General features: G+C 44.2%; 14 protein-coding genes. All 14 read right to left on the bottom strand.

The window, feature by feature from the left end; translation table 11 throughout:
- Nucleotides 1-117 precede the first annotated feature (117 nt).
- Nucleotides 118-1167: an aldose epimerase family protein gene (locus FXV78_RS06745; protein ID WP_004842787.1), complete on the bottom strand. Its 1050-nt coding sequence runs from the start codon at nucleotides 1165-1167 to the stop codon at nucleotides 118-120.
- A gap of 93 nt (nucleotides 1168-1260) precedes the next feature.
- Entirely contained in the window at nucleotides 1261-2574 is a 1314-nt protein-coding gene (locus FXV78_RS06740) for a sensor histidine kinase (protein ID WP_004842788.1), read from the bottom strand.
- The gene (locus FXV78_RS06735) at nucleotides 2575-3297 is read right to left on the bottom strand and encodes a LytR/AlgR family response regulator transcription factor (protein WP_004842789.1); all 723 of its coding nucleotides are present in this window, start codon (nucleotides 3295-3297) and stop codon (nucleotides 2575-2577) included.
- A 110-nt stretch (nucleotides 3298-3407) separates the two neighbouring features.
- Nucleotides 3408-3845, bottom strand: coding sequence for a hypothetical protein (locus tag FXV78_RS06730; RefSeq protein ID WP_039959656.1), 438 nt, complete (start codon nucleotides 3843-3845; stop codon nucleotides 3408-3410).
- A 13-nt stretch (nucleotides 3846-3858) separates the two neighbouring features.
- Nucleotides 3859-6969 carry a glycoside hydrolase family 3 C-terminal domain-containing protein gene (locus FXV78_RS06725; RefSeq protein WP_004842791.1) on the bottom strand — a complete coding sequence of 1037 codons (3111 nt, stop codon included), beginning with the start codon at nucleotides 6967-6969 and terminating at the stop codon, nucleotides 3859-3861.
- Between the two features lie 22 nt (nucleotides 6970-6991).
- Entirely contained in the window at nucleotides 6992-8701 is a 1710-nt protein-coding gene (locus FXV78_RS06720) for an MFS transporter (RefSeq protein WP_023924461.1), read from the bottom strand.
- Entirely contained in the window at nucleotides 8679-11264 is a 2586-nt protein-coding gene (locus FXV78_RS06715; protein WP_004842793.1) for a family 78 glycoside hydrolase catalytic domain, read from the bottom strand. The genes FXV78_RS06720 and FXV78_RS06715 overlap by 23 nt, the downstream gene beginning before the upstream one ends.
- Nucleotides 11258-13675, bottom strand: a complete 2418-nt coding sequence (locus FXV78_RS06710; protein ID WP_004842794.1) for a glycoside hydrolase family 2 TIM barrel-domain containing protein — start codon at nucleotides 13673-13675, stop codon at nucleotides 11258-11260. Before FXV78_RS06710 ends, FXV78_RS06715 begins: the two co-directional genes overlap by 7 nt.
- A 407-nt stretch (nucleotides 13676-14082) precedes the next feature.
- Complete coding sequence (locus FXV78_RS06705) at nucleotides 14083-14766, bottom strand: RloB family protein (protein ID WP_004842796.1); 684 nt, start codon at nucleotides 14764-14766, stop codon at nucleotides 14083-14085.
- Nucleotides 14757-15965: an AAA family ATPase gene (locus tag FXV78_RS06700; RefSeq protein ID WP_004842797.1), complete on the bottom strand. Its 1209-nt coding sequence runs from the start codon at nucleotides 15963-15965 to the stop codon at nucleotides 14757-14759. The genes FXV78_RS06705 and FXV78_RS06700 overlap by 10 nt, the downstream gene beginning before the upstream one ends.
- Nucleotides 15966-16171: 206 nt before the next feature.
- Complete coding sequence (gene glgB / locus FXV78_RS06695; RefSeq protein ID WP_004842798.1) at nucleotides 16172-18097, bottom strand: 1,4-alpha-glucan branching protein GlgB; 1926 nt, start codon at nucleotides 18095-18097, stop codon at nucleotides 16172-16174.
- A gap of 148 nt (nucleotides 18098-18245) precedes the next feature.
- Entirely contained in the window at nucleotides 18246-18944 is a 699-nt protein-coding gene (locus tag FXV78_RS06690; RefSeq protein ID WP_004842799.1) for a polysaccharide biosynthesis tyrosine autokinase, read from the bottom strand.
- The gene (locus tag FXV78_RS06685; RefSeq protein WP_004842800.1) at nucleotides 18941-19690 is read right to left on the bottom strand and encodes a CpsB/CapC family capsule biosynthesis tyrosine phosphatase; all 750 of its coding nucleotides are present in this window, start codon (nucleotides 19688-19690) and stop codon (nucleotides 18941-18943) included. The genes FXV78_RS06690 and FXV78_RS06685 overlap by 4 nt, the downstream gene beginning before the upstream one ends.
- A gap of 99 nt (nucleotides 19691-19789) precedes the next feature.
- Nucleotides 19790-20392, bottom strand: a complete 603-nt coding sequence (locus FXV78_RS06680; protein WP_118048081.1) for a hypothetical protein — start codon at nucleotides 20390-20392, stop codon at nucleotides 19790-19792.
- Nucleotides 20393-20403: the final 11 nt, after the last annotated feature.

Here is a 20403-nt window from a genome sequence, read left to right as displayed (position 1 = left end):
TATTTTTTCTTTTATCAAAAAATAATCTGAATTCCATTCGGTTGTAAAATTAAATCTGCAAGTTTTTCGCTGTCCAGAGAAATATGCAGAAAATTTCTGCCGGGAACTTTTATGTGATTATCTCACTCCAAACTGATATATTGTCGTGGTGTCGTATTTTTCTCCTTTTTTCAGTACCGGTGACGGGAAGCTTTCCTCATTCGCCGCATTCGGATAATACTGTGTCTCCAGACAGAAGCCGGAGTTATCGTGGTAGATCATGTTGCGTTTTCCTCTGACTCCCTCCAGGAAGTTTCCGGTATAGAACTGCACACCCGGAAGATCCGTATATACTTTCATGGTAATTCCGGACTGCTCTCCTTCCACCTCTGCAATCTTGCGCAGTGTCTGATCCCATCCATCGATGACAAAGTTGTGATCATATCCCTTGACCAGACGCATCTGATGATAGTCGGATGCCAGCTCTTCTCCGATCACTTTTCCTTTTGTGAAATCCATCGGTGTACCTTCCACCGGCCAAATCTCTCCTGTCGGAATCGAACCGGTCTCTTTTACCGGTGTAAACGAAGATGCCTGCAGTCTTATCCAGTGACGTCTTACGCTGCCGCAGTTATGTCCATTCAGGTTAAAGTAAGTGTGGTTCGTCATATTCACGATCGTTGTCTGATCAGATTCTCCTTCATAGTGGATCTTCAACTCATTTTGATCTGTCAGGGTATAGGTCACGGTAATCGAGAAGTTCCCCGGATATCCCTGGTCTCCATCCGGGCTGTCCAGATGAAAAGAAACACTGTCTTCCTCCTCTTTCACACAATCCCAGAGGCGGAACGCATAACTGTCCGGTCCACTGTGCAGGTTATTCTCTCCCTCATTTTTCGGAAGGTGATACTCTGTCCCATCCAGCACAAATCCGGCGCCTTCTGTCCGGTTTGCCCCCCGTCCGACTGCTGCCCCGAAGAAAGTTCCGTTCTCTTCATAATCCGATACTTTGTCATATCCAAGCACAATATCCTTGCGCTCTCCCGCAAAATCTTTCATCTCCACGGATACGATTGCCGCTCCGAGACTGCTGATCTTCACACGCATTCCCCGAATGTTGCGCAGCGTATAGGCAGTTACTTCTCTTCCATCTTTTGTGGTTCCAAATATTGTTTTTTCGATACTCATAAGCTCTCCTGTCCGGCATCTTTTCTCTTCCCCAATGCCTGTCCTGTTTACTTCATATTGTAGCTCTGTTTTGCCTGCTCCGCAAACACTTTTTCAGGAAAGTGGAATCAGGATCCGCAGTTCAAACCAGTTCTTTTTCAAATCCGTTGTCACAGAACCTCCGTATTTTGCCGCAGTGCTTTTGATACTCTTCATGCCAAACCCATGAAAGCGCCGGTCTTTCTTTGTAGTGACCGGAATTCCATTTTCAAACTGTAACGACTCCTCACAATAATTTTCACACCGGATCCTGAGAAAATTTTTCTGCTTTGCAACCGACAGATGGATCAGTCTTTTTTCCTGTTCCCTCAACTTTTCCACACTTTCGATCGCATTATCCAAAATATTGCCAAATAACGCACTGATGTCCATATCTTCCATAAAATTTAATACACTTCCATCCGCCACACACGTCAGTCCGATCCCATTATTCTGACAATACAGACTTTTACTTGTCAGAACAGCATCCAACACTTTGTTCCCCGTCTTATTCTGGGCTTCATAAATCTTGATTTCTTTTTCCATCTTCTCCAGATACTCTACCGATTTTCGGCTGCCCGCTTCCGATTTCAAAAGTGCGATCTGATGCTTCAAATCATGATACTTCTGATTGACAATCTCGATGCTCTCCTGAGAAAGCTGATAATTTTTGTACTGCATCTGTAAAATATTCTGCAGCGTGTCCACCTCAAATTTCATCTGCAGCTCCCGCACCTGAATGTGGTACGCATAGAGAACCGCCATTCCACTCATATCTACCAGGGTCCGGATAATAAACATTTCCGCTGCAAACTGACTGCTGAACGGACTGTCCTTATCAATATAACTAAGGTTACTGACTGCAAACACCGCAGCTGTAATAATCAGAACCGTAAACAGCTCCCGACGATTGATATGCATTTCTTTGCCGCCTTTTTGCAAATACTTTTCCAGCAGATATAAAATTCCAAATATGACCGCATACACGATCACAAGGAGCACCCACTGGACACTTTTCACATGATTGATCTGAAATGTCTTCACTGCATAATAATAAATCTGCCAGCCGAAAGATGCGGCAAATTCTCCACTGATAAACGCTCGCGCGCAATAATAGCCAGCCTCGGCAAGTGAAAACTGACAGCATCGGTAAATATAGATCAAAAACAGAGAAACCGACACCAACATACACGGAAGGAACAAACTGGTCCTCACACCATCTGTAATCTCCATAAACCCCACGATTGCTGCCAGAAATATCAAATGTGTCACATATCGTTTTATACCCTGGATTCTCTTCTCATTCGTGCAGGTCACAATGAACGCTGCCAGCCAGTATGCCAGCGAATAATAATATCCCGGAGTATTGATCATTTCCTGCACACTCATCTATTTTCCCACCCCATTCATAAAATCATTGAGCGCATTTAAAAATGCCTTCTTTCTTGCGCGGCTTACCTGAATACAGTCTCCATTCACGGTGATGTCACTCCCCTGAAAATTTTCCACAAAATCCAGATTCACCAGATAACACCGGTTACACCGGAAAAACCGCTCCTCTTTCATACCATCCGCCAGACTTTCCTCTGCATCCCGCATCGTGCCTTTTGTTCTGTAATCCTGCCCGACTGTGTGATAGATCAGATCATGATCCTGCACTTCCACATAGCAAATCTCCGAAAGATCCAACTTCATCATACCGCCCTTCACTGCAATCGTCAGATATTTCTTCTCCCGCTTTTTCAGTCTCGTCAGTGCACGGTCGATCCGCTGCGTAAACGCAAAATAAGAAACTGGTTTTAATACATAGTCCAGGGCATCCACCCGGTATCCCTGTATCGCATACTGCGGCATATTTGTAATAAAAATAATCACAACTTCGGTATCCATCTTCCGGATTTTTTCTGCAGCCGACATGCCGTCCATAAATTTCATTTCCACATCCATAAGGATAATATCGTAGTCTGCCCGATACTCTGTTACAATATCTTCCCCATCCGAAAATGTCTGTACGCTGATCCTCTCTTTACTCTCCTTCTCGTATTCTTTCAAGTAAGAAAGCAGCTGCTCTGCATACGCCGGATCATCTTCTACCAGTGCAATTCGAATCATTGTTTCGTCTCCTCTCAACTGTTTTTATCGGTTGTTTTTTCTTAGTATACCAAGCCTGTTTTCAAACGTCAAAATAAGGGTGCCTGTAATAAGACACCCTTCACTCTTCTCTATTTTTCCTCTCTTACTGTTCTGAAAAATGAAGAGATAATCGTCATGATAACTGCTGCCAGAGTACATCCCATTCCGATGATCGCACTGGACAAATCCGCCATAGTCTGCGCATTTCTTTCAAATGATAAAATAGTCGCAATGCTGTTCACTCTCAGGCGGACAAAAAATACAAATCCTGCCATCAAAAGCACTCCCGCCAGAATCGGAAGAATATCCAGTACCGGCATTTCCGGCGACTTTTCCTGTCCGGCCACAAAAAGAATTTCCAGAACCACTCCTGCCACAAGACATCCTACAACTCCCCAGCTGATTCCAAGATTGGAAAAATATGCCGTGTTGCAGTTGATCACATAAAATACGATTCCTGCTGTTCCGAGAATTAGTGCAAGCAGCATCAGATAAAAGCCTGCAGCCTGTTTTTTGATAAAATTCATAACATACCCTCCCCTAACTGTTTTTACGTCTCTTGGCATCTCTTATATACATCGCAGCTGCTGCCAGTGTAAGCAGAGCCAACACTGCCGATGTTGCTGTCAATGCATTATCATACCATGTACGCACATCCTTAATCTGTGAAGTCTCATTCAATCCATCCATTGCGTTGGAATTTGCAAGCGCATAATTCTGCCACATCATAACATTTTTCAGATCCTGCATCATAGACGCATCTTTGCTGACCGCCTCTGTGGTCCAGTAATTCCATTTTGCTGTTACAGCTTCCATATTACTGTCACCAGTATTGCAAGTCATCGTTACACCACAGTGTACCGCTTCTTTTAACACACTGTAGTTTGCATCCTGGATAAAGTCTTCTGACATCAGCCCCTGGAATCCCCATTCTTTGCGGAGAATATTCATCAGCAGACCATAATGTGCATTCCCTGCAGTACATCCGATTCTGTTAAATGTTGTCATCATACCAAGTGTCTGTGCATCTTCCACACTTGCCTGTGTTCCACGCAGTTCATTCTCACGTGCTTTCTGCTCTGTCATAAATGTTGCAATACCGGAACGGTTGATCTCTGTATCATTGAATGCAAAATGTTTCGGCGCTATGATACATCCGTATTCTTTTCCTGCTGCAATGTAAGCTGCTGCCTGATATGCTGTCAAAATCGCATCTTCAGAATAATACTCATGGTTTCTTGCATTGTAAGGTGTACGGTGAAGGTTCGTTCCTGCACCCCAGAGGATTGGAAGATTTGACCAGATGGAATAATTTCCGGTCACAGCTCCGTACTCTGCAGCCATCTCTTTACTAAATGTCTGCGCAATCACTGTTTCATTACTCATTGTTCCGAATTTGTAATTCAGATTCTTGTCATCCGGATCGATGACATACGGATCTGCGGAATCTGTATCTGTATTTGCGTACTGTCCCAATGTATAAGAATTAAATCCGTTCGGTCCGTCATTCTGTACTGCCTCCGGAGACACGATCGATACAATTGATTTTGTACTGGTTCCACCAAATCCAGTACGGATCATCGCTTCTTCCAGTGTGATCTGATCAATCAAATCTGTCCATTTTTCATTTGTCAAGTCCGTCTCACCTTTCAGGCTTGCAAGTGTCAGCCCATTGTCCTCGCCAAATGTAACTTCATCCGGATTTCCCTGTTCCTTGATCTCTACCAGATTATTTTTCATCACTTCGATCATTTCATCTGTCGCTGTCAGATCCTTGTATGTTTTTGGCCATGTTGCCTTCCAGTCACTTCTTGATAAGTATGTTACTGTATCTGGCATATAGTAGTTCAAATCCATGTCCTGAAGCTGATTTTCTACCGCTGTTCCGTTTTTCGAATACGCAAATGTCTCAGAGTCGAATGTATCCAGTGTCCATTTCTTCACATTTGCTGCATTTCCTGCATCCGTCATTCCGTTCGCCTTTGTCATACCCTGTGCTGCCAGCACATTGTTGACCGCCTCATGAGAACCATTTCCGACTGTAAAATAATAGTCTCCTGCATCCAGGATCCAGTTTCCTTTTGTTCCTGCCGCATTGTCACATGTGCTGTCCCAGCTTGCCATATCCTGCGCATCTGCTGTAATCTCGACAGTAACAGATTCTCCCGGCTGCAGCACACCTGTTTTTTCATAATCCAGAAGCTGTACCGCTGCTTTTTCTACCGCATGTTCTTTATCATATTCCGTATACGGAAGAGACGTATACAACTGTACCACATCTTTTCCTGCCACATCTCCAGTATTTTTTACAGTTACTTTGGCTGTCACTGTCTTATCTTCCAGATTCACATCCAGACTGTCCAGAGTCTGAGAAAATGTTGTATAAGACAGTCCGTATCCAAATGGATACGAAACTTCATCTTCATAGTTCCATGCTTTTCCATTGGAACTTCCGGTCTTGTCAGAAGCATTTCCCTGTCCCAATACTGTATCCGCATATCTTGTCTCGTAATATTTATATCCTGTATAGATCCCTTCTGCTTCTACAATCTCGGAATTGATGGAATATGCAGAATCCGCATTTGTCCACTCATAGTTCCCATAATTCTGCGCTGCAGGAGAGCTTGAGTTATCCACTGCATAAGTATCCGCAAGATGTCCGGACGGATTCACCTCTCCACTGAGTACATCTGCTACACCATAGAAGCCATAACCTCCCGGAAGTCCGACTTCCAAAATCGCATCTACGCCTGTATTGTTTTTGATCTCTTCAATTTCCATGGCACTCGCATTATTCAGCATCACGATCAATTTTCCATTGTTTTCCTTTTTTGCATTGACTGCTTCATCGATGATTGCACGCTCTGTGTCAGAGAGTCCCAGCGGATCCGCCTGATTCAGATCCTGTTCTGGATTCACCCCATCTTCTCCCGGTGTATAGTTGGCATTTTCTCCTGCTGCACGGGCAAGTGTCACAATCATGACATTGTAATCCGTCATACTCTTTTTCCAATTTGGTTCTGCCTCATCCAGCGTTGCTGTCTCAGGTTCCAAACTGGTAAATACTCCAGTTGTAGCCGGTGCTGTTGCACGATAATAGGTTGTCACACCCCATGGAAGAACTGCCTCTGATTTAAATTCTTCCTTTAACCCCTGATACATCTTTTTTAATGTCGGATTCATCTCAAATCCCTTGGATTCAAACGCTTCCAGCATATCTACCGTATCTGCATCCGTTCCCTTATTTTCACTGAGAGTACTTCCAAAATCGCCTCCTTGTACCGGATAATAACTGCTGAATCCAAGTAAAGAGATTTTCTGCGTTTCCTCCTTGGAAAGCGGCAACGCTGCATTCTCATTTTTCAACAAAACAGAGCCCTCTTCATTCATGCGTTCTCCCAGATCTTCAATGGAATCCAGAAGCTCTGTTGTTGAGCTGTAATCCGACTGAAATGTGTAATCCTCTGCACTTACATCTTCAGTCACCATTTTTGTACTCTGAGTGCCCAGAAACTTGTCAATGTCCGTACGAAACCCGTCTATCACCAGAGTCGCTGACATAGACAGCGTCAGTAAAGATGCTGTTGCCGTAGTTACACCGCGCCAGATGCGGCGTTTTGATTTTGTTTGTTTTTCCCGTTTCTCGCTCATAACGTTCCTCCTCTTTGACTCTTTATGAGAACTGGCTTTTTTGTTTTTTTCGAGCCTTCGCTTCTGCTTTTGCTCTCTTCTCTGCCAGTTTCTTCTGATAGCTTGCTTCCTGCATTTCAAAATCCAGGCCTTTTTTCTTACAATATGCTTTGAGTTCTTCGATTCTCGCCTCTTCTGCCATGCGCTCCGCCTCTTCCTGTTCCATGCGAAGTCTTTCTGCTGGTTCGATCCACACTCCTCCGGCTTCTAACACCGCTTTTTTCTGATGCTGCAGAATCGTCTTCTGATCTTCCTCAATATGCTTTTCTACTTTTAAGAAACACATCAGGATTACGATCACCGCATAACAGATGATCTCTGCCCCCAGATAACACAACGCCAGCATGGACTGCACGCCTCCGTTCTGAACTGACGCAGAGGCATCATATCCGGTGGCTGTAAGCAATGCATTGATCAGACCATTCCCCAGTCCTGTCATTCCCACCATGATCGCTCCGTACACAGACATCGTAAATCCATCACTTCGAAATCCATTTTTTGCCTCCAGATGGTCCAGTACATCAGACAAAAGAGCCAGTGTCACATACATTGCAGGAATCGAACCGATTCCTTTTAAGATCACACCAATACATACAATGGTAAAATTGTGAATATCCAGAAAGCTGACCAGACCTCCCACAACCGAAATTGCCAGACCAATAGTCACTGCTTTTTGTTTTCCCAGTTTATTTGCGATCGGCCACGCCAGAACCATTCCGATTGCTGTCGGAAGTCCTCCGATCAGCCCCAGTGTTCCCATTGCCGTTCCCGCAGCCGCTTCACTTGTGATTCCGTCAAACATCCAGCGGGAGTAATAACTCATGGAACCGTTCTTTACCAGACCTCCAAACTGGAACAGCAGAAAATATAAGATAATGATCCACCAGTAACCGTTTGACACACAGGCTTTGAGCTGTTTCATCATCGGAAGCTTTTCTTCTTTGATCGCCAGCTTCATATTTTCTTCTGTCACTCGCTCCCGTGTGAAATAATATTCCAGCAAGATCGCCAGAAATGTCACAACACATAATACGATCATCACGAGCCGCCAGTTCTGATAACTCTGTGCGGTATCAATAGCGCCGTCTTTTTCCACAAAGAGAAAACTCTGCAGCAGCATCGGCACTAAAATACTTGCCCCGATTCCTACAGCAGCCACACCGGATGCATTGGAAAATGTTGCCAACATTCCCCGGTGATCGGAGTTTCTCGTAGACAGGGCCACCATAGAGCTGTGCGCTGTGTAGAAAAACGGATACGCTACTGCATAGTAAAAGTTATAGGACAGCGCGATCCAGATCATCTGAGTCGATGGACTCCCATTTTGAGGTGTTAAAAACAACAGCGCGATCGCAATTGTCACAAGGGGCGCCGACAGCAGCATATACGGTCTCGCCTTCCCCTGAGATGTTCTGGTATTATCAATCAGACGCCCTACCAGAAGATTTCCAAGAATCACAAAAATGACAGAAACCATCGGAAGAACCGCTGAAAAAATCCCAAATTTTGCCGTATCCGTCCATCCAAGCACATCCGAATAGTAGCGGTTTAAATACGCCCCGAAGATTGCATTTGAAATAAATGCGCAAAACGGACCGAGAAAATACCCCAGTATCATTTCTTTCGGCTTTACATTTGCCGAAGTGATTTTTGTCCGCATCAGCGGGTTGTCAAAAAACTGATTCTTTTCCATTTCGGTCATTCCTTTCCCTGATTGCTTCTTTTAACGTATAAGTACCACTTCCCAATACCTTCTGTGTATTTCCCGGCATCACCAGTGTACATGTTGTTCCGACCGGAACCTGCACCTGGATCGTAAACATTCCATCTTCAATCTTCCACTCACTGGAAACTGTTCCATAGGCTGTGTTGACACTTCCCTTTGCCCATTTCAGATTTCCTCCCGTCAGCGGCTGGATCCGGAAAGAGCGGTATCCGCCCTCTGTGGCCTCGATTCCGGCAATCCTGCGGTACAAAAAGTCTCCCACTGCACCACTTGCATAGTGATTGAAGGAAACCATACCTCCGGTCCCGTCATCTTTTCCCGTGTTGCAGGTGCCGTCCTCCCGAAGTGCATCCCATCGTTCCCAGATGGTCGTTCCTCCGACTTTCATCTCATAGAGCCAGGATGGACAGGTATCCGTAAGGAGCATTTTAAATGCCTCTTCCTCATACCCATTGTCTGCCAGCGCAAACAGAACGTACGGCGTTCCCGGAAATCCGGTCGTAATGTGATACCCGTCCTTTTTCACCAGACGCGCCAGATTTGCCGCAGTCTTCTTTTTATCCTCTCCGGAGAGCATCTGATAATACAGAGGCAGCACATATGCTGTCTGAAACTCTTTCTTTACCGTGCAGTCTGCTTTCATCAAAATTTCCCGGTATGCCTCCCCGGTCTCCTGACTGAGTTTCCGGTAATACTTTGCATCCTCTTCCTGCCCCAGAATATCCGCGATCTTTGCCAGAATCCGGCTGGAATTTGCCATACATGCGGTGGCGGTCCATTTTCCTCTTCCCATCCACTCCCACATGCCGACACCCGGTGCACACCAGTCTCCATAATGATGCAGAAGCTTCCAGATCCTGCGGTGTTTTCCCGCAGAAAACAGCTCTGCCCAGAATTTGCATGCCTTCAGATATTTTTTCATCACCGGATACATCCGCTCTAAAAGCCCTCTGTCTCCGCGAACCAGATATTCCGCCCACGGCGCCAGGATACAGACATCGCCCCAGTGATCCACCGCCATCGGGATCATGATCTCCCACTGCAGCGGTACCCGGACAAGCGGCACCGTAACCGGAATCCCGCCGCCTTTATTCTGCTCTGCCTTCACGTCCAACAGCCATTTCTCCAGAAAACGGCTGATATTAAAATTGTAAGCTGCCGTAGGCGCAAACAGTGCAATATCTCCCGTCCATCCCATTCTCTCATCTCTCTGCGGACAGTCTGTCGGGATATCCACAAAATTGGACTTTGCTCCCCAGCGAATACTGTTCTGCAGCTGGTTGATCAGTTCATTGGAGCAGGAAAAGTTTCCGTTGTCTTCCACATCCGAATAGAGTGCCAACGCGGTCAGTTCCAGTTGATCCTCTTCAATTCCACGCACACCCACATAGCGGAAGCCCATATATGTCATTTTCGGAGAATAGGTCTGCTCTCCATCTTTACAAATATAAACCGCTTCTTGCTTTGCAGTTCTTAATGGTTCTGTATACAACTCTCCGTCCATCAGAATCTCCGCGTGACGAAACTCCACTTTTTGTCCCTGTCTGCCACGAATTGCCGCGTGTATCACCCCTGCAAAATTCTGTCCGAAATCATAAATCAGCATACCGCTCTTTGCTCTTGTAATCTGTACCGGACGAAACTCTTCGTGTGCACGTACCGGCGCTCCATACTGTGCCATGATCTTTGGATGAATCTTTACCTGTTCGAAGCTTGCTTTTTTCCAGGAAATTTTCTCCAGATCCACGGTGGCATCATACACTTCCCCGTTGTAAAACTCTGTCTCTTTATAATTTCCTTCTTCCGTTACTTCCCACTCTTCATTTGTCCCGATTGTCTCTCCCGTTCCATCGGTATACAAAATCCGCAGCTCTCCAAGCAGCGCCTGTCGCTTTGCATACACTCTGTTCCGTCTTTTATAGGTGAAAGAGCCAACTGCCCAGCCACCGCCGACCACAGCAAGCAGCTCGTTTCGATCATTCAGCATATCTGTCACATCATAAGTCTGATACTGCAGCTGATTCCGGTAGGACGTAAATCCCGGTGCAAAATAATCCTGTCCGACTTTCTCTCCATTTAACAACAGCTCATAAATTCCCAGCGCCGTTACGTACAGTCTCGCACTGGCAATTTCTTTTTCACAGGAAAACCTGGTTCGAAATGTCATCGTCTTCGGAGAAATCTTCGCCTCCTTAAACCGATACTCTCCGTCCGTAATCCACCGTCCGGACCAGATTGTATCCATACGTCCCGTCTCAAATTCCGTGCTGGCCCAGGCACGCTCTCCCGCGTCATCCTCTGCTTCCACCCGCACCGCATATTTTGTAAACGGCTGTAATCTGCTACCCTCATACGGCACTGCGATCTGGCAGTCTGTTTCTTTCTTCCAGTCTCCTATCGAAATCACTGCTTTTTTCAATGTTACATTTTGTCTGTCACTTTCCAGACAATAGGAAACTCTCGGCTGCGGATTATCCGTCACACATCCTGTTTCCATATTTTCTACTGTCAGTCTGCTTATTTTCAGCATTCTTCCACCTCTTCTTTATTTCTTACCGGAATCTGTAACGTACAGGCATACTTCCCGTCTGACACCTTCAGATCAACCGTGCCAGTCTTTCCGGCCCGAACCACTGCCAGAGCCTCTCCAAAATACGTATCTGTTTTCGAAGTACGATATCCGCGCTCATTGTACGGGCATCCGTTTCCAAGCCCCAGAAGCTCTCCGTTTTCTACATGCACTTCCAGCGTTCCCCGTTTCAACGGTTTGACTGTCCCGGTTTTATCTGTATACTGCAGTCTCACAAAACACAGCTTTCCGGCTTCCGTCTCTTTTTCTTCCGGGATTCCGGTTAAAATCGTTTCCTTCCCCGCTGTATAGAGCACATTTCTCGCAATCTCCCGGTTCTGTGCATCATAAGAAATCGCTTCAATGATTCCTTCCTCATAGATCACATCAAAGGAAGTTCTGCAGTCATTTTTCATCTTCTTACTTCCAACCGACTTTCCATTGATAAACAGCTCGACCCTGTCTGCTCTTGCATACACTTCCACCTGTGCCTTTTTCCCGGAACATCCATCCCAGGACCAGGACTCAATGGCATTGCTCATCTTCCATGCTGATGGCGAGTGCTTCTCCCCGGTGTGATTAACCGGGCAAACCGCGATCACCGGCTTTTCCATCAGTTCAAATGCCGTCTTCGTATAGGCAGCCTCGGCCAGTGGTTTTCCGGTCAGATCGATCCTTCCACTTCCTGCAGTGATCCATCCTGCTCCATGTGAGAAATCCGGCGCATAATCACTGTATTCCCACGCACCGACACCGACTTCTCCCATATAGTCCATTCCTGCCCACACAAAATCTCCGATGATCCTCGGATGTATTTTCGCCATCTCCCAGAAAGCATACGCGTCAGAACAAAATGTCTCGCTTCCCAGGATCAAACGCTTCGGATATTTTTTCAGATCTTTTCCATAGCGGTAGATACCATAGTTGTATCCTGCAATATCCATATTGGCAAAAGCATCTCTTGTTTTTACATCACAGCCGTGAAGCGTTGCTCCGATCTTCATCGTCTTACTTCCAAGAATCCCTGCCAGATTATTGAAAAATTCACTTCCTACTGCCTTTTTCTTCCCGCCCGATCGGCTTGCTTCTTTCTTCGCCTTCTTGTCACTGTAAACGCCGAAGCCAATGGAACTTAAGAAGTTAAAAAAGATATTGATCCCGCAGGTTACCGGTCTTGTTGCATCCAGACTGTGCAGATATTCTGTCATCTGTCCCGTGAGACGGATTCCTCTCTCCTGGGCCGTCTCAGAAACCTCATTTCCTGTAGAATATAAGATCACCGAAGGATGATTGTAATCCTTTTCGACCATATCTTTTAAATCCTGCTTCCACCATTTTGCAAAGTGATTTACATAATCATACTCCGTCTTGTGTATATACCACACATCCACGAATTCATCCATGACCAGCATCCCCCGCCTGTCACAGGCATCCAGAAGTGCTTTGGAACAAGGATTGTGGGCAGAGCGGATGGCATTGTATCCATTTTCCTTTAAAATTCGAATCTTCCGTTCCTCTGCCTCCGGATAACAGCAGGCTCCCAGCACACCGTTGTCATGGTGGATACACGCACCCCTCAGGATCACCCGTTCACCGTTCATCAAAAATCCGTTCTCTGCGCTCCACTCAATCGTACGGATTCCGAATATTTCCTCTGCTTCATCTTCTTCAAACCGCACCCTGCATGTGTATAAAAACGGAAACTCAGTACTCCACAATTTCGCATCCGGAATTTCCAGCTGCATCTGAAAATTTCCATCCGCAGACTTCTTCACGCTTGCGACCGGCTCCTGACCGGATACCAAAGACTCCCCTTCGAAAATTTCCAGTTCCAGTTCTCCCGATGCAGATGTCTCAACCTTTACATCGATCACTGCCGGATGGATACTGACTGTGGAAATCTTTACCCCATTGATGCCGATATGCTTCTTTGGCAGCATATATAACGATACAGGCCGGTATATTCCTGCTCCCGAATACCATCTGCTGTTTGGCTGATCTGCATTGCGGGCAATGACCTGTATCTGATTTTTCATTCCAAAATGAAGAAACTCATTTGCCTCTACGTAAAAATTTGTATATCCATACGGACGAAATCCTGCTCTTTTCCCGTTGAGATACACTTCTGCATTGCGGTAGACTCCCTCAAATTCAAAGACAAGTCTGAAATCCTCATATTCCTGCGGTACAGAAAATTCTTTCTCATACACATAGTCAAATCCTTCAAACCAGCCGATGTTAATGCCTCCCAGGCTCTCCTGCGTCCGCTTTTCATCCAGCATTGCATCATGAGGGATCGTAACCGGTTTTCCCTTTCCCGAATCTCCGGCGTGTCTGCATGTCCAGCCGTCATTAAATGCAATCTTTCTCATTTCTTCTTACGTCCTTTCCTTTTCCATGGCTGAATCATACCATTTTTTCGCGAACAGTAACGATTTCTTACGTGAACGGTCTGTTTTTCATCGTATTTTGCAGCCCTGTTTTTGTCTATTTTTTATAGATTTATCACTTTTTCAAGCTTCTTAACTATTGATTTTTTAGTATATTTCCTTGTTTTTTGTAATTTTTCAACAATTTTAAAGTTGTTTTTCATGGATTTAAGCCCTTATTTTTGTGTATTTTTAATAATTCAAATCAAATAGATATTCTATAGTGGCTCTGTATTGAAGTATGCTTTTTATCTTGCCAGCGTAAAATAAAAATTTTGCGACCGCCAGACACACATAAAAATATCCATGAGCAAATCAAACTAAGATTTCCCCATGGATATTTTCCCTTACTACTCTTCTGCCAAATACGGTTTTAATATTTCAATCAATTCATAAACTTTTGTTCCAGGTGCTGCTTTAGATGGTAATTTTCCCTCATTTGACGCATTCAATCTTTTTGCATTTCCTATTGTATATTCCATATACGGATGTAAGATTTCATACATATCTTTACGATTTTTCTCATACTCACCAGCGCCAATTTGTTTTAAACACTCCGTTAGCTTTGGCCAATATTCTTCTCGATGAATATCTGACTGCATATATGAAAAATGTAATAAAAACCATAATTCTATACACTGATTAGACCAAACGGCATGAAACGTTGTTTCATCATTACTATCTGCATCACAAAATTGCAAAACAGAATCTATATGATCTGCCGGAAAATCATCCGTATCATAAACAATCCAAACATGTTTGTATACATTTGAACTTTCTTCCGCACGAGTTTTCGCTTTCTGAAATAAACTAATCGTATTATCACCTTCACCATATACATCTAACTTTATCTTCTCTGGATATTTCTTATTTATAACATCCTTTATTGAACCAAAATATTCAGGTTCTGTATCTGTTCCTTCTGTTACAATAAGGTGATACTCTGGCTGAATCTTGATAGCTCTATCCAATCTCTTTTTCATCCATTTTTTATCTAAATCACTTTTTTTCGGAGGTTTTAGGCTCAAATCCACTCACCCCCACTCAACATGTTCTGCAAATAAGGATCTGCACCATACCTACCTTCCAAATACTGCTTATCATATGCAGCTGTATTGTTCACTCTTTCATTGTCTTCCCGTCTAATTTCATACAAGGAATAAACTTGGCTGCTATGGTTTTCATCCAAAGCTGCAAACCATATTTCATCTCTTCTGAATACTGTGTTTTTCATTGTAGCAATATCATGAGACGTAAATAAAAGCTGAGCTCCATATTTATTGATTTTTTTATTCTTAAACATAGATATTACGTATCGCAAAAGCTTAGGATGCAGCTTTGCATCTAACTCATCAATAATTACCAGACGTCCTTCCTGTAATGCTACAAGTATAACCGGAAGCGCTGCAATCAACTTTCTTGTTCCATCAGATTCATGATTAAACGGCAATTCATATTTCTTACCCGAAATTGTTCGTACAGTATATAACTGCTCTTCCTTTTCATCATATCTATAATCCTCTACATCAATGCCCATTTCGTTCAGCAACATAATAATCTGATTCTTTGTCTGTTCATTATCAGATACCATAATCTGCAATTCTGCAACAGGGTTCGCATAATTACGAATGATACATGACTCAAACCACTCTTGAACCTCTGTTATCACAGGTATATTATAATTAATTGCCAAAAAAGATAAAAATGGCATTTTCTCATTCACTTTGGTATTTACATTCTCTTTACTTAAAATAGTTCCTAAAGTAAGTTCTTCACCATCACGATAAAAAATACGTGCAGGCTTTTTACCTCCTATTGTTTTTCGATCCAATGTTTCTGCTGATATTTCATCTTTTAAAACAGCTAAATAGTAACGGTACTCATATTTTTCTGTACGAAAGAAAATTTCAAACTCAGTAGGCTCATCTTTCGATTCACTATCAAATAAAAAAGGCTCTGCGACAACCTTTTGCTGCATAATGACCCTCTTTCTAGTACTTCCTAAATCATGAATCGGTCTCACCACTGTTGTAATAAGACAAGATAACGCTCGGATCAAATTCGTCTTTCCGCCGCCATTTGGTCCATAAATAACACTCACAGGCAAAAGATCACTACACTTATCTTTCACAATCAAATTATCTTTGAATTCCGGAATTGCAGTTGCCTGCAAATCAAAAACAGTTTCATCTCTATATGACTTAAAATTCTGAAACGAAAACTGACATAGCATTTTTATCGCCTCCTTTTTACAGCCAGTATAACACTATTTTTTCCATGTTTCAATTTTTATATTCAATTTCATAAAAAATATTTTTTATTTTTAATATAAAATTCGTATTTTAAGATTTTATTTTACTTCCTCAAACAAAATACGACAGAAGAGCTTCTTTTTTCGCTCTCCTGTCGTATTTTATCTCTTTGTGCTCAACGCTATTTTCAAAACTCAAACACTGCCACTCCATATGGCTGCAGCGGATATGCGATCGAATACTTCTGACCATCGCATTCCTGCTTCACCGGCTTATATACCTTCGGACGCTCCACACCGTTTCCACCGTATTTTGGATCATCACTGTCCAAAATCAGCTTCAGCTGCTTTCTGCGCGGCACACCCACCCGGTAATCCGGACGTTCCATCGGCGTAAAGTTGCAGACAAACAACAGATTCTTCTTATTATCTCTGGAGTGTCTCACAAAACTGAAAATACTGCGGAAGGTATCGTCCTTATTGATCCATTCAAACCCTGCCGGATCCGTATCCAGTTCATACAGCGCCTTATTGTGTCTGTACAGGTGAAGCAGATCACGGTACCAGTTCTGGATCTGCTGATGCGGTTCCTCTGCAAGCAGATACCAGTCAAGCTCCCGCTCTTCGCTCCACTCCCGAAGCTGCGCAAACTCCTGTCCCATAAACAGCAGCTTTTTGCCCGGATGTCCCGTCATAAATGCATACGCCGCTTTCAGATTGGCAAACTTGTCAAAGCCAAGTCCCGGCATCTTATTGAGCATCGAGCACTTCAGATGAACCACTTCATCGTGGGACAGCACCAGGATATAATTCTCACTGTACGCATACTCCATGGAAAAGGTCATCTGATAATGCGCCCCTTTCCGGAACAGCGGATCTAATTTCATATATTCGGTAAAATCATGCATCCAGCCCATGTTCCACTTCAGACTGAATCCAAGACCGTCATCCTCCGGCGCACCTGTCACCTTCGGCCACGCGGTAGATTCCTCTGCGATCATCATAGCACCTTGATTTCTTCCCAGAACCACACTGTTCAAATGCTTGAAAAACGCGATCGCTTCCAGATTCTGATTGCCGCCGTACTGGTTCGGCACCCACTGCCCGTCCTGCTTTCCATAGTCCAGATACAGCATTGATGCCACCGCATCCACACGAAGCCCGTCCACATGATAATGCTCGATCCAGAATAATGCATTGGCGATCAGGAAATTCTGCACCTCCGGCTTGCTGTAGTCGAAAATCTTCGTCCCCCAGTCCGGGTGCTCGCCCTTTCTCGGATCTGCATATTCAAATGTCGGCGTTCCGTCAAAGTCCGCCAGCCCATGCGCATCCTTTGGAAAATGCGCCGGTACCCAGTCCAGGATCACGCCGATTCCATTCCTGTGCAGATAATTGATCATATAGGCAAAATCCTGCGGTGTCCCGTAACGGGAAGTCGGCGCATAATATCCTGTCACCTGATACCCCCAGGATCCGTCAAACGGGTGCTCCGCAATCCCCATCAGCTCCACGTGGGTATACCCCATCTTCTTCACATAATCTGTAATCGAATGAGCAAATTCACGATAGGTATAAAATCCCTCATCCTCTGTGCCCGGATGACGCATCCAGGAGCCCATATGTACCTCATAGATCGCCAGCGGATTCTCCTTTTGATCCCACTTTTTCCGCTTCTGCAGCCACTGCTCGTCCGACCACTTCAAATTCGAAATATCGGTCACTCGGGAAGCCGTACCCGGACGCCGCTCCGCATAATTTGCAAACGGATCCGCCTTAAAAATCCGTTCTCCTGTCTGTGTCTCGATACAGAATTTATACAAATCCCCTTCCTGCGCTCCCGGCACAAAACAAGTGTAGATCCCAAGCGGCTCCTGACGATGCATCTCATTCGCCCCAAAATCCCATGCGTTAAATTCACCTACAACGGACACTCTCGCTGCATGCGGCGCCCATACTGCAAAATAGACACCTTCCTGCTTCTTCTGCACGGCCTTGTGCGCTCCCATCTTGCGGAAGATCTCATAGTGCGTGCCCTGTCCGAAAAGATACTGATCTAATTCTCCGATTTCATATGGCTGTAATTTCTTTTGTACGGTTTTCTGTCTTCCCATAATCCCACCTCACAGCTGCTGTTTTTTCGTATAGCTTCATTATACTTTATCTACTTTTAAAAAGAAAGTGAAAAACGACAGAATGCCGAAGAAATTCGTTTAACACGAAATTTCTTCGGCATATTGTACGAAAGATGTCGGATATTGTCTATCCTTCTACTTTCGCAGCTTCCTCATACTTCTCATACTTCTTATAGTATTTTCTATAGTATCCCCTGCTCTTACGCTCCACTTTATTCAGAACAACTCCCAGGATCGGGCATCCTGCTGTTTCCAGCTTTTCTTTTGCCTCAAGAGCCAGCTTTCTCTTTACCGCTCCAGATTCAATCATCATAATTGCAGCATCCGAGCATTTTGCCACAATTGCAGCATCTATAACCATTCCAACGGGAGCGCAGTCAATAAAAATATAATCATAAATGTCACGAAAAGAGTTCAATGTATCTTTAAACAGTTCTCCGGACAACAATTCTGTCGGATTTGGCGGAACCGGACCTGCAAATAAAATATGAAGTCTGGAACTCTCTGTCGCATACACTGCTTCTGATAGACTGCACTGTCCTGACAGATAATGAGACAGCCCTTTGTCTACAGAACCGCTTTCCAACATATTGACCATCACTGATTTTCTCATATCCGCATCAATTAAAAGAACGCGTTTCCCAAGTTCCGCAAGAGATTTTGCCAGCTGATAAGTAATCGTAGACTTTCCTTCTCCGGAGAAACTGCTTGTCATCACTATCACTTTTTTATCTACCCCGGAAAATTGAATATTGGTACGAAGTGTATTCAATTCTTCTGTCATTGCATACGACATTTCTCTTTTCTTTAAAGTTACTCGCTTCATTGATTTCTCCTTTTATCTTGCATTTTTTTACTCTTTTTAATAATCTTGGCTGGGTTTTTAATAAATATCTGTTCTGCCATCTGCTGTCCGTACTTCTTACTCACATACTCTGCACATGGGAGAAGATCCGGCTTCCGGTGCACCTGATCATGAGCATCGGAAGCAATGTAATGTACTTGTTTTTTTTGTATCATCTTGTGGCAAAATTGCTTCTGCCACCATCCGCTTTTTCCCAAAACATTCGCTGACGTAAGCTGTATCTGTGCCCCCATATGCACTAGTTCCTGCACAAGTGCCGGCGTCTTTGTCAGACATGGATATCGCTCCGCATGGGCTATGATCGGTCTGTATCCGGCAGCAAGAAGAGCGTAAACCTGATTCCGAATAATCTGATAATTATGACGTCCGGAAAATTCCACCAAAACATACTCTGTTCCAGCCATTGTGGGACGTAGTCCCTTCTTCAGATCCTCCACCATATGAGCATTCGTATGGTATTCACACCCCAGATATACTCGCATCCCGGAGCGTGATCTTCTGGTCATCTCATCAATTCTTTGAAACTGCCGCTCAACCTCTTTTTGCGGCGTCTCAAACATCCCCGCCCTGTAATGCGGTGTAACGATCACTGACTGTACCTGATTTCTATATTCTAACTGTAATATCTTCGCTGCATCATACAAATCCCGGGCTCCATCATCAACTCCCGGGACGATATGACAATGCATATCAATCAATCCCTGCATCGCTGACTGCCTTTCTTTTGAATGCCAATATTTTCCATAATAAAAAAGAAATCCTCTTCTGACCTGTTATGCAGAAGAGGATTAAACTTCTATGTGTGACTACGCTCTTTTCTTTCTGGATAATCCAACTGCGCCACAAGCTGCTACTACTGCAACTGCTCCAAACAATACAACCATAGAATGTTCTCCTGTCTGAGGAGATGTTGTAGAAGCGGATGTACTCTTATCCACAACAAACGCAACCGGTGATAAAGAATTAAATGTTGCTGTAATAGTTCCCTGTCCTGCTTTGGAATCTACAACTTCCCATGCTTTTTTCTCTGTATCATAGTGAAGTACAGCAACTTTTGTACTCGTTGTCACTCCTGGTACGTTAAATCTGATCGTCACCGGAAATACTGTTCCGTCCGCAACTGTAACATCTTTTACATCTACAACAGACATTGTATCTGTATATGCACTTCCCAAGAGTGCTTTCAGTGTCTCCGGTTTTCTGACATCTGCTACTGCACTCTGATACTCTGCCGGAACTTCTGCCAGGCTTGCTGTAATCGTATTTCCATTTCCATCCACACCATTATCTTTTGTATCAACTGTAACAACTCCGGATATATTTGTCGATGGTGCTGCAAATGCTGTCAAACTTACTGATAACGCCAATACCGCTGCTGCCGCAACGCTCACTAATCTTTTCAATCTCATGATGCTTTCCC

The sequence above is a fragment of the Mediterraneibacter gnavus ATCC 29149 genome, assembly GCF_008121495.1.
GTDB lineage: Bacteria > Bacillota > Clostridia > Lachnospirales > Lachnospiraceae > Mediterraneibacter > Mediterraneibacter gnavus.
This window is presented reverse-complemented; position numbering and strand designations above follow the sequence as displayed.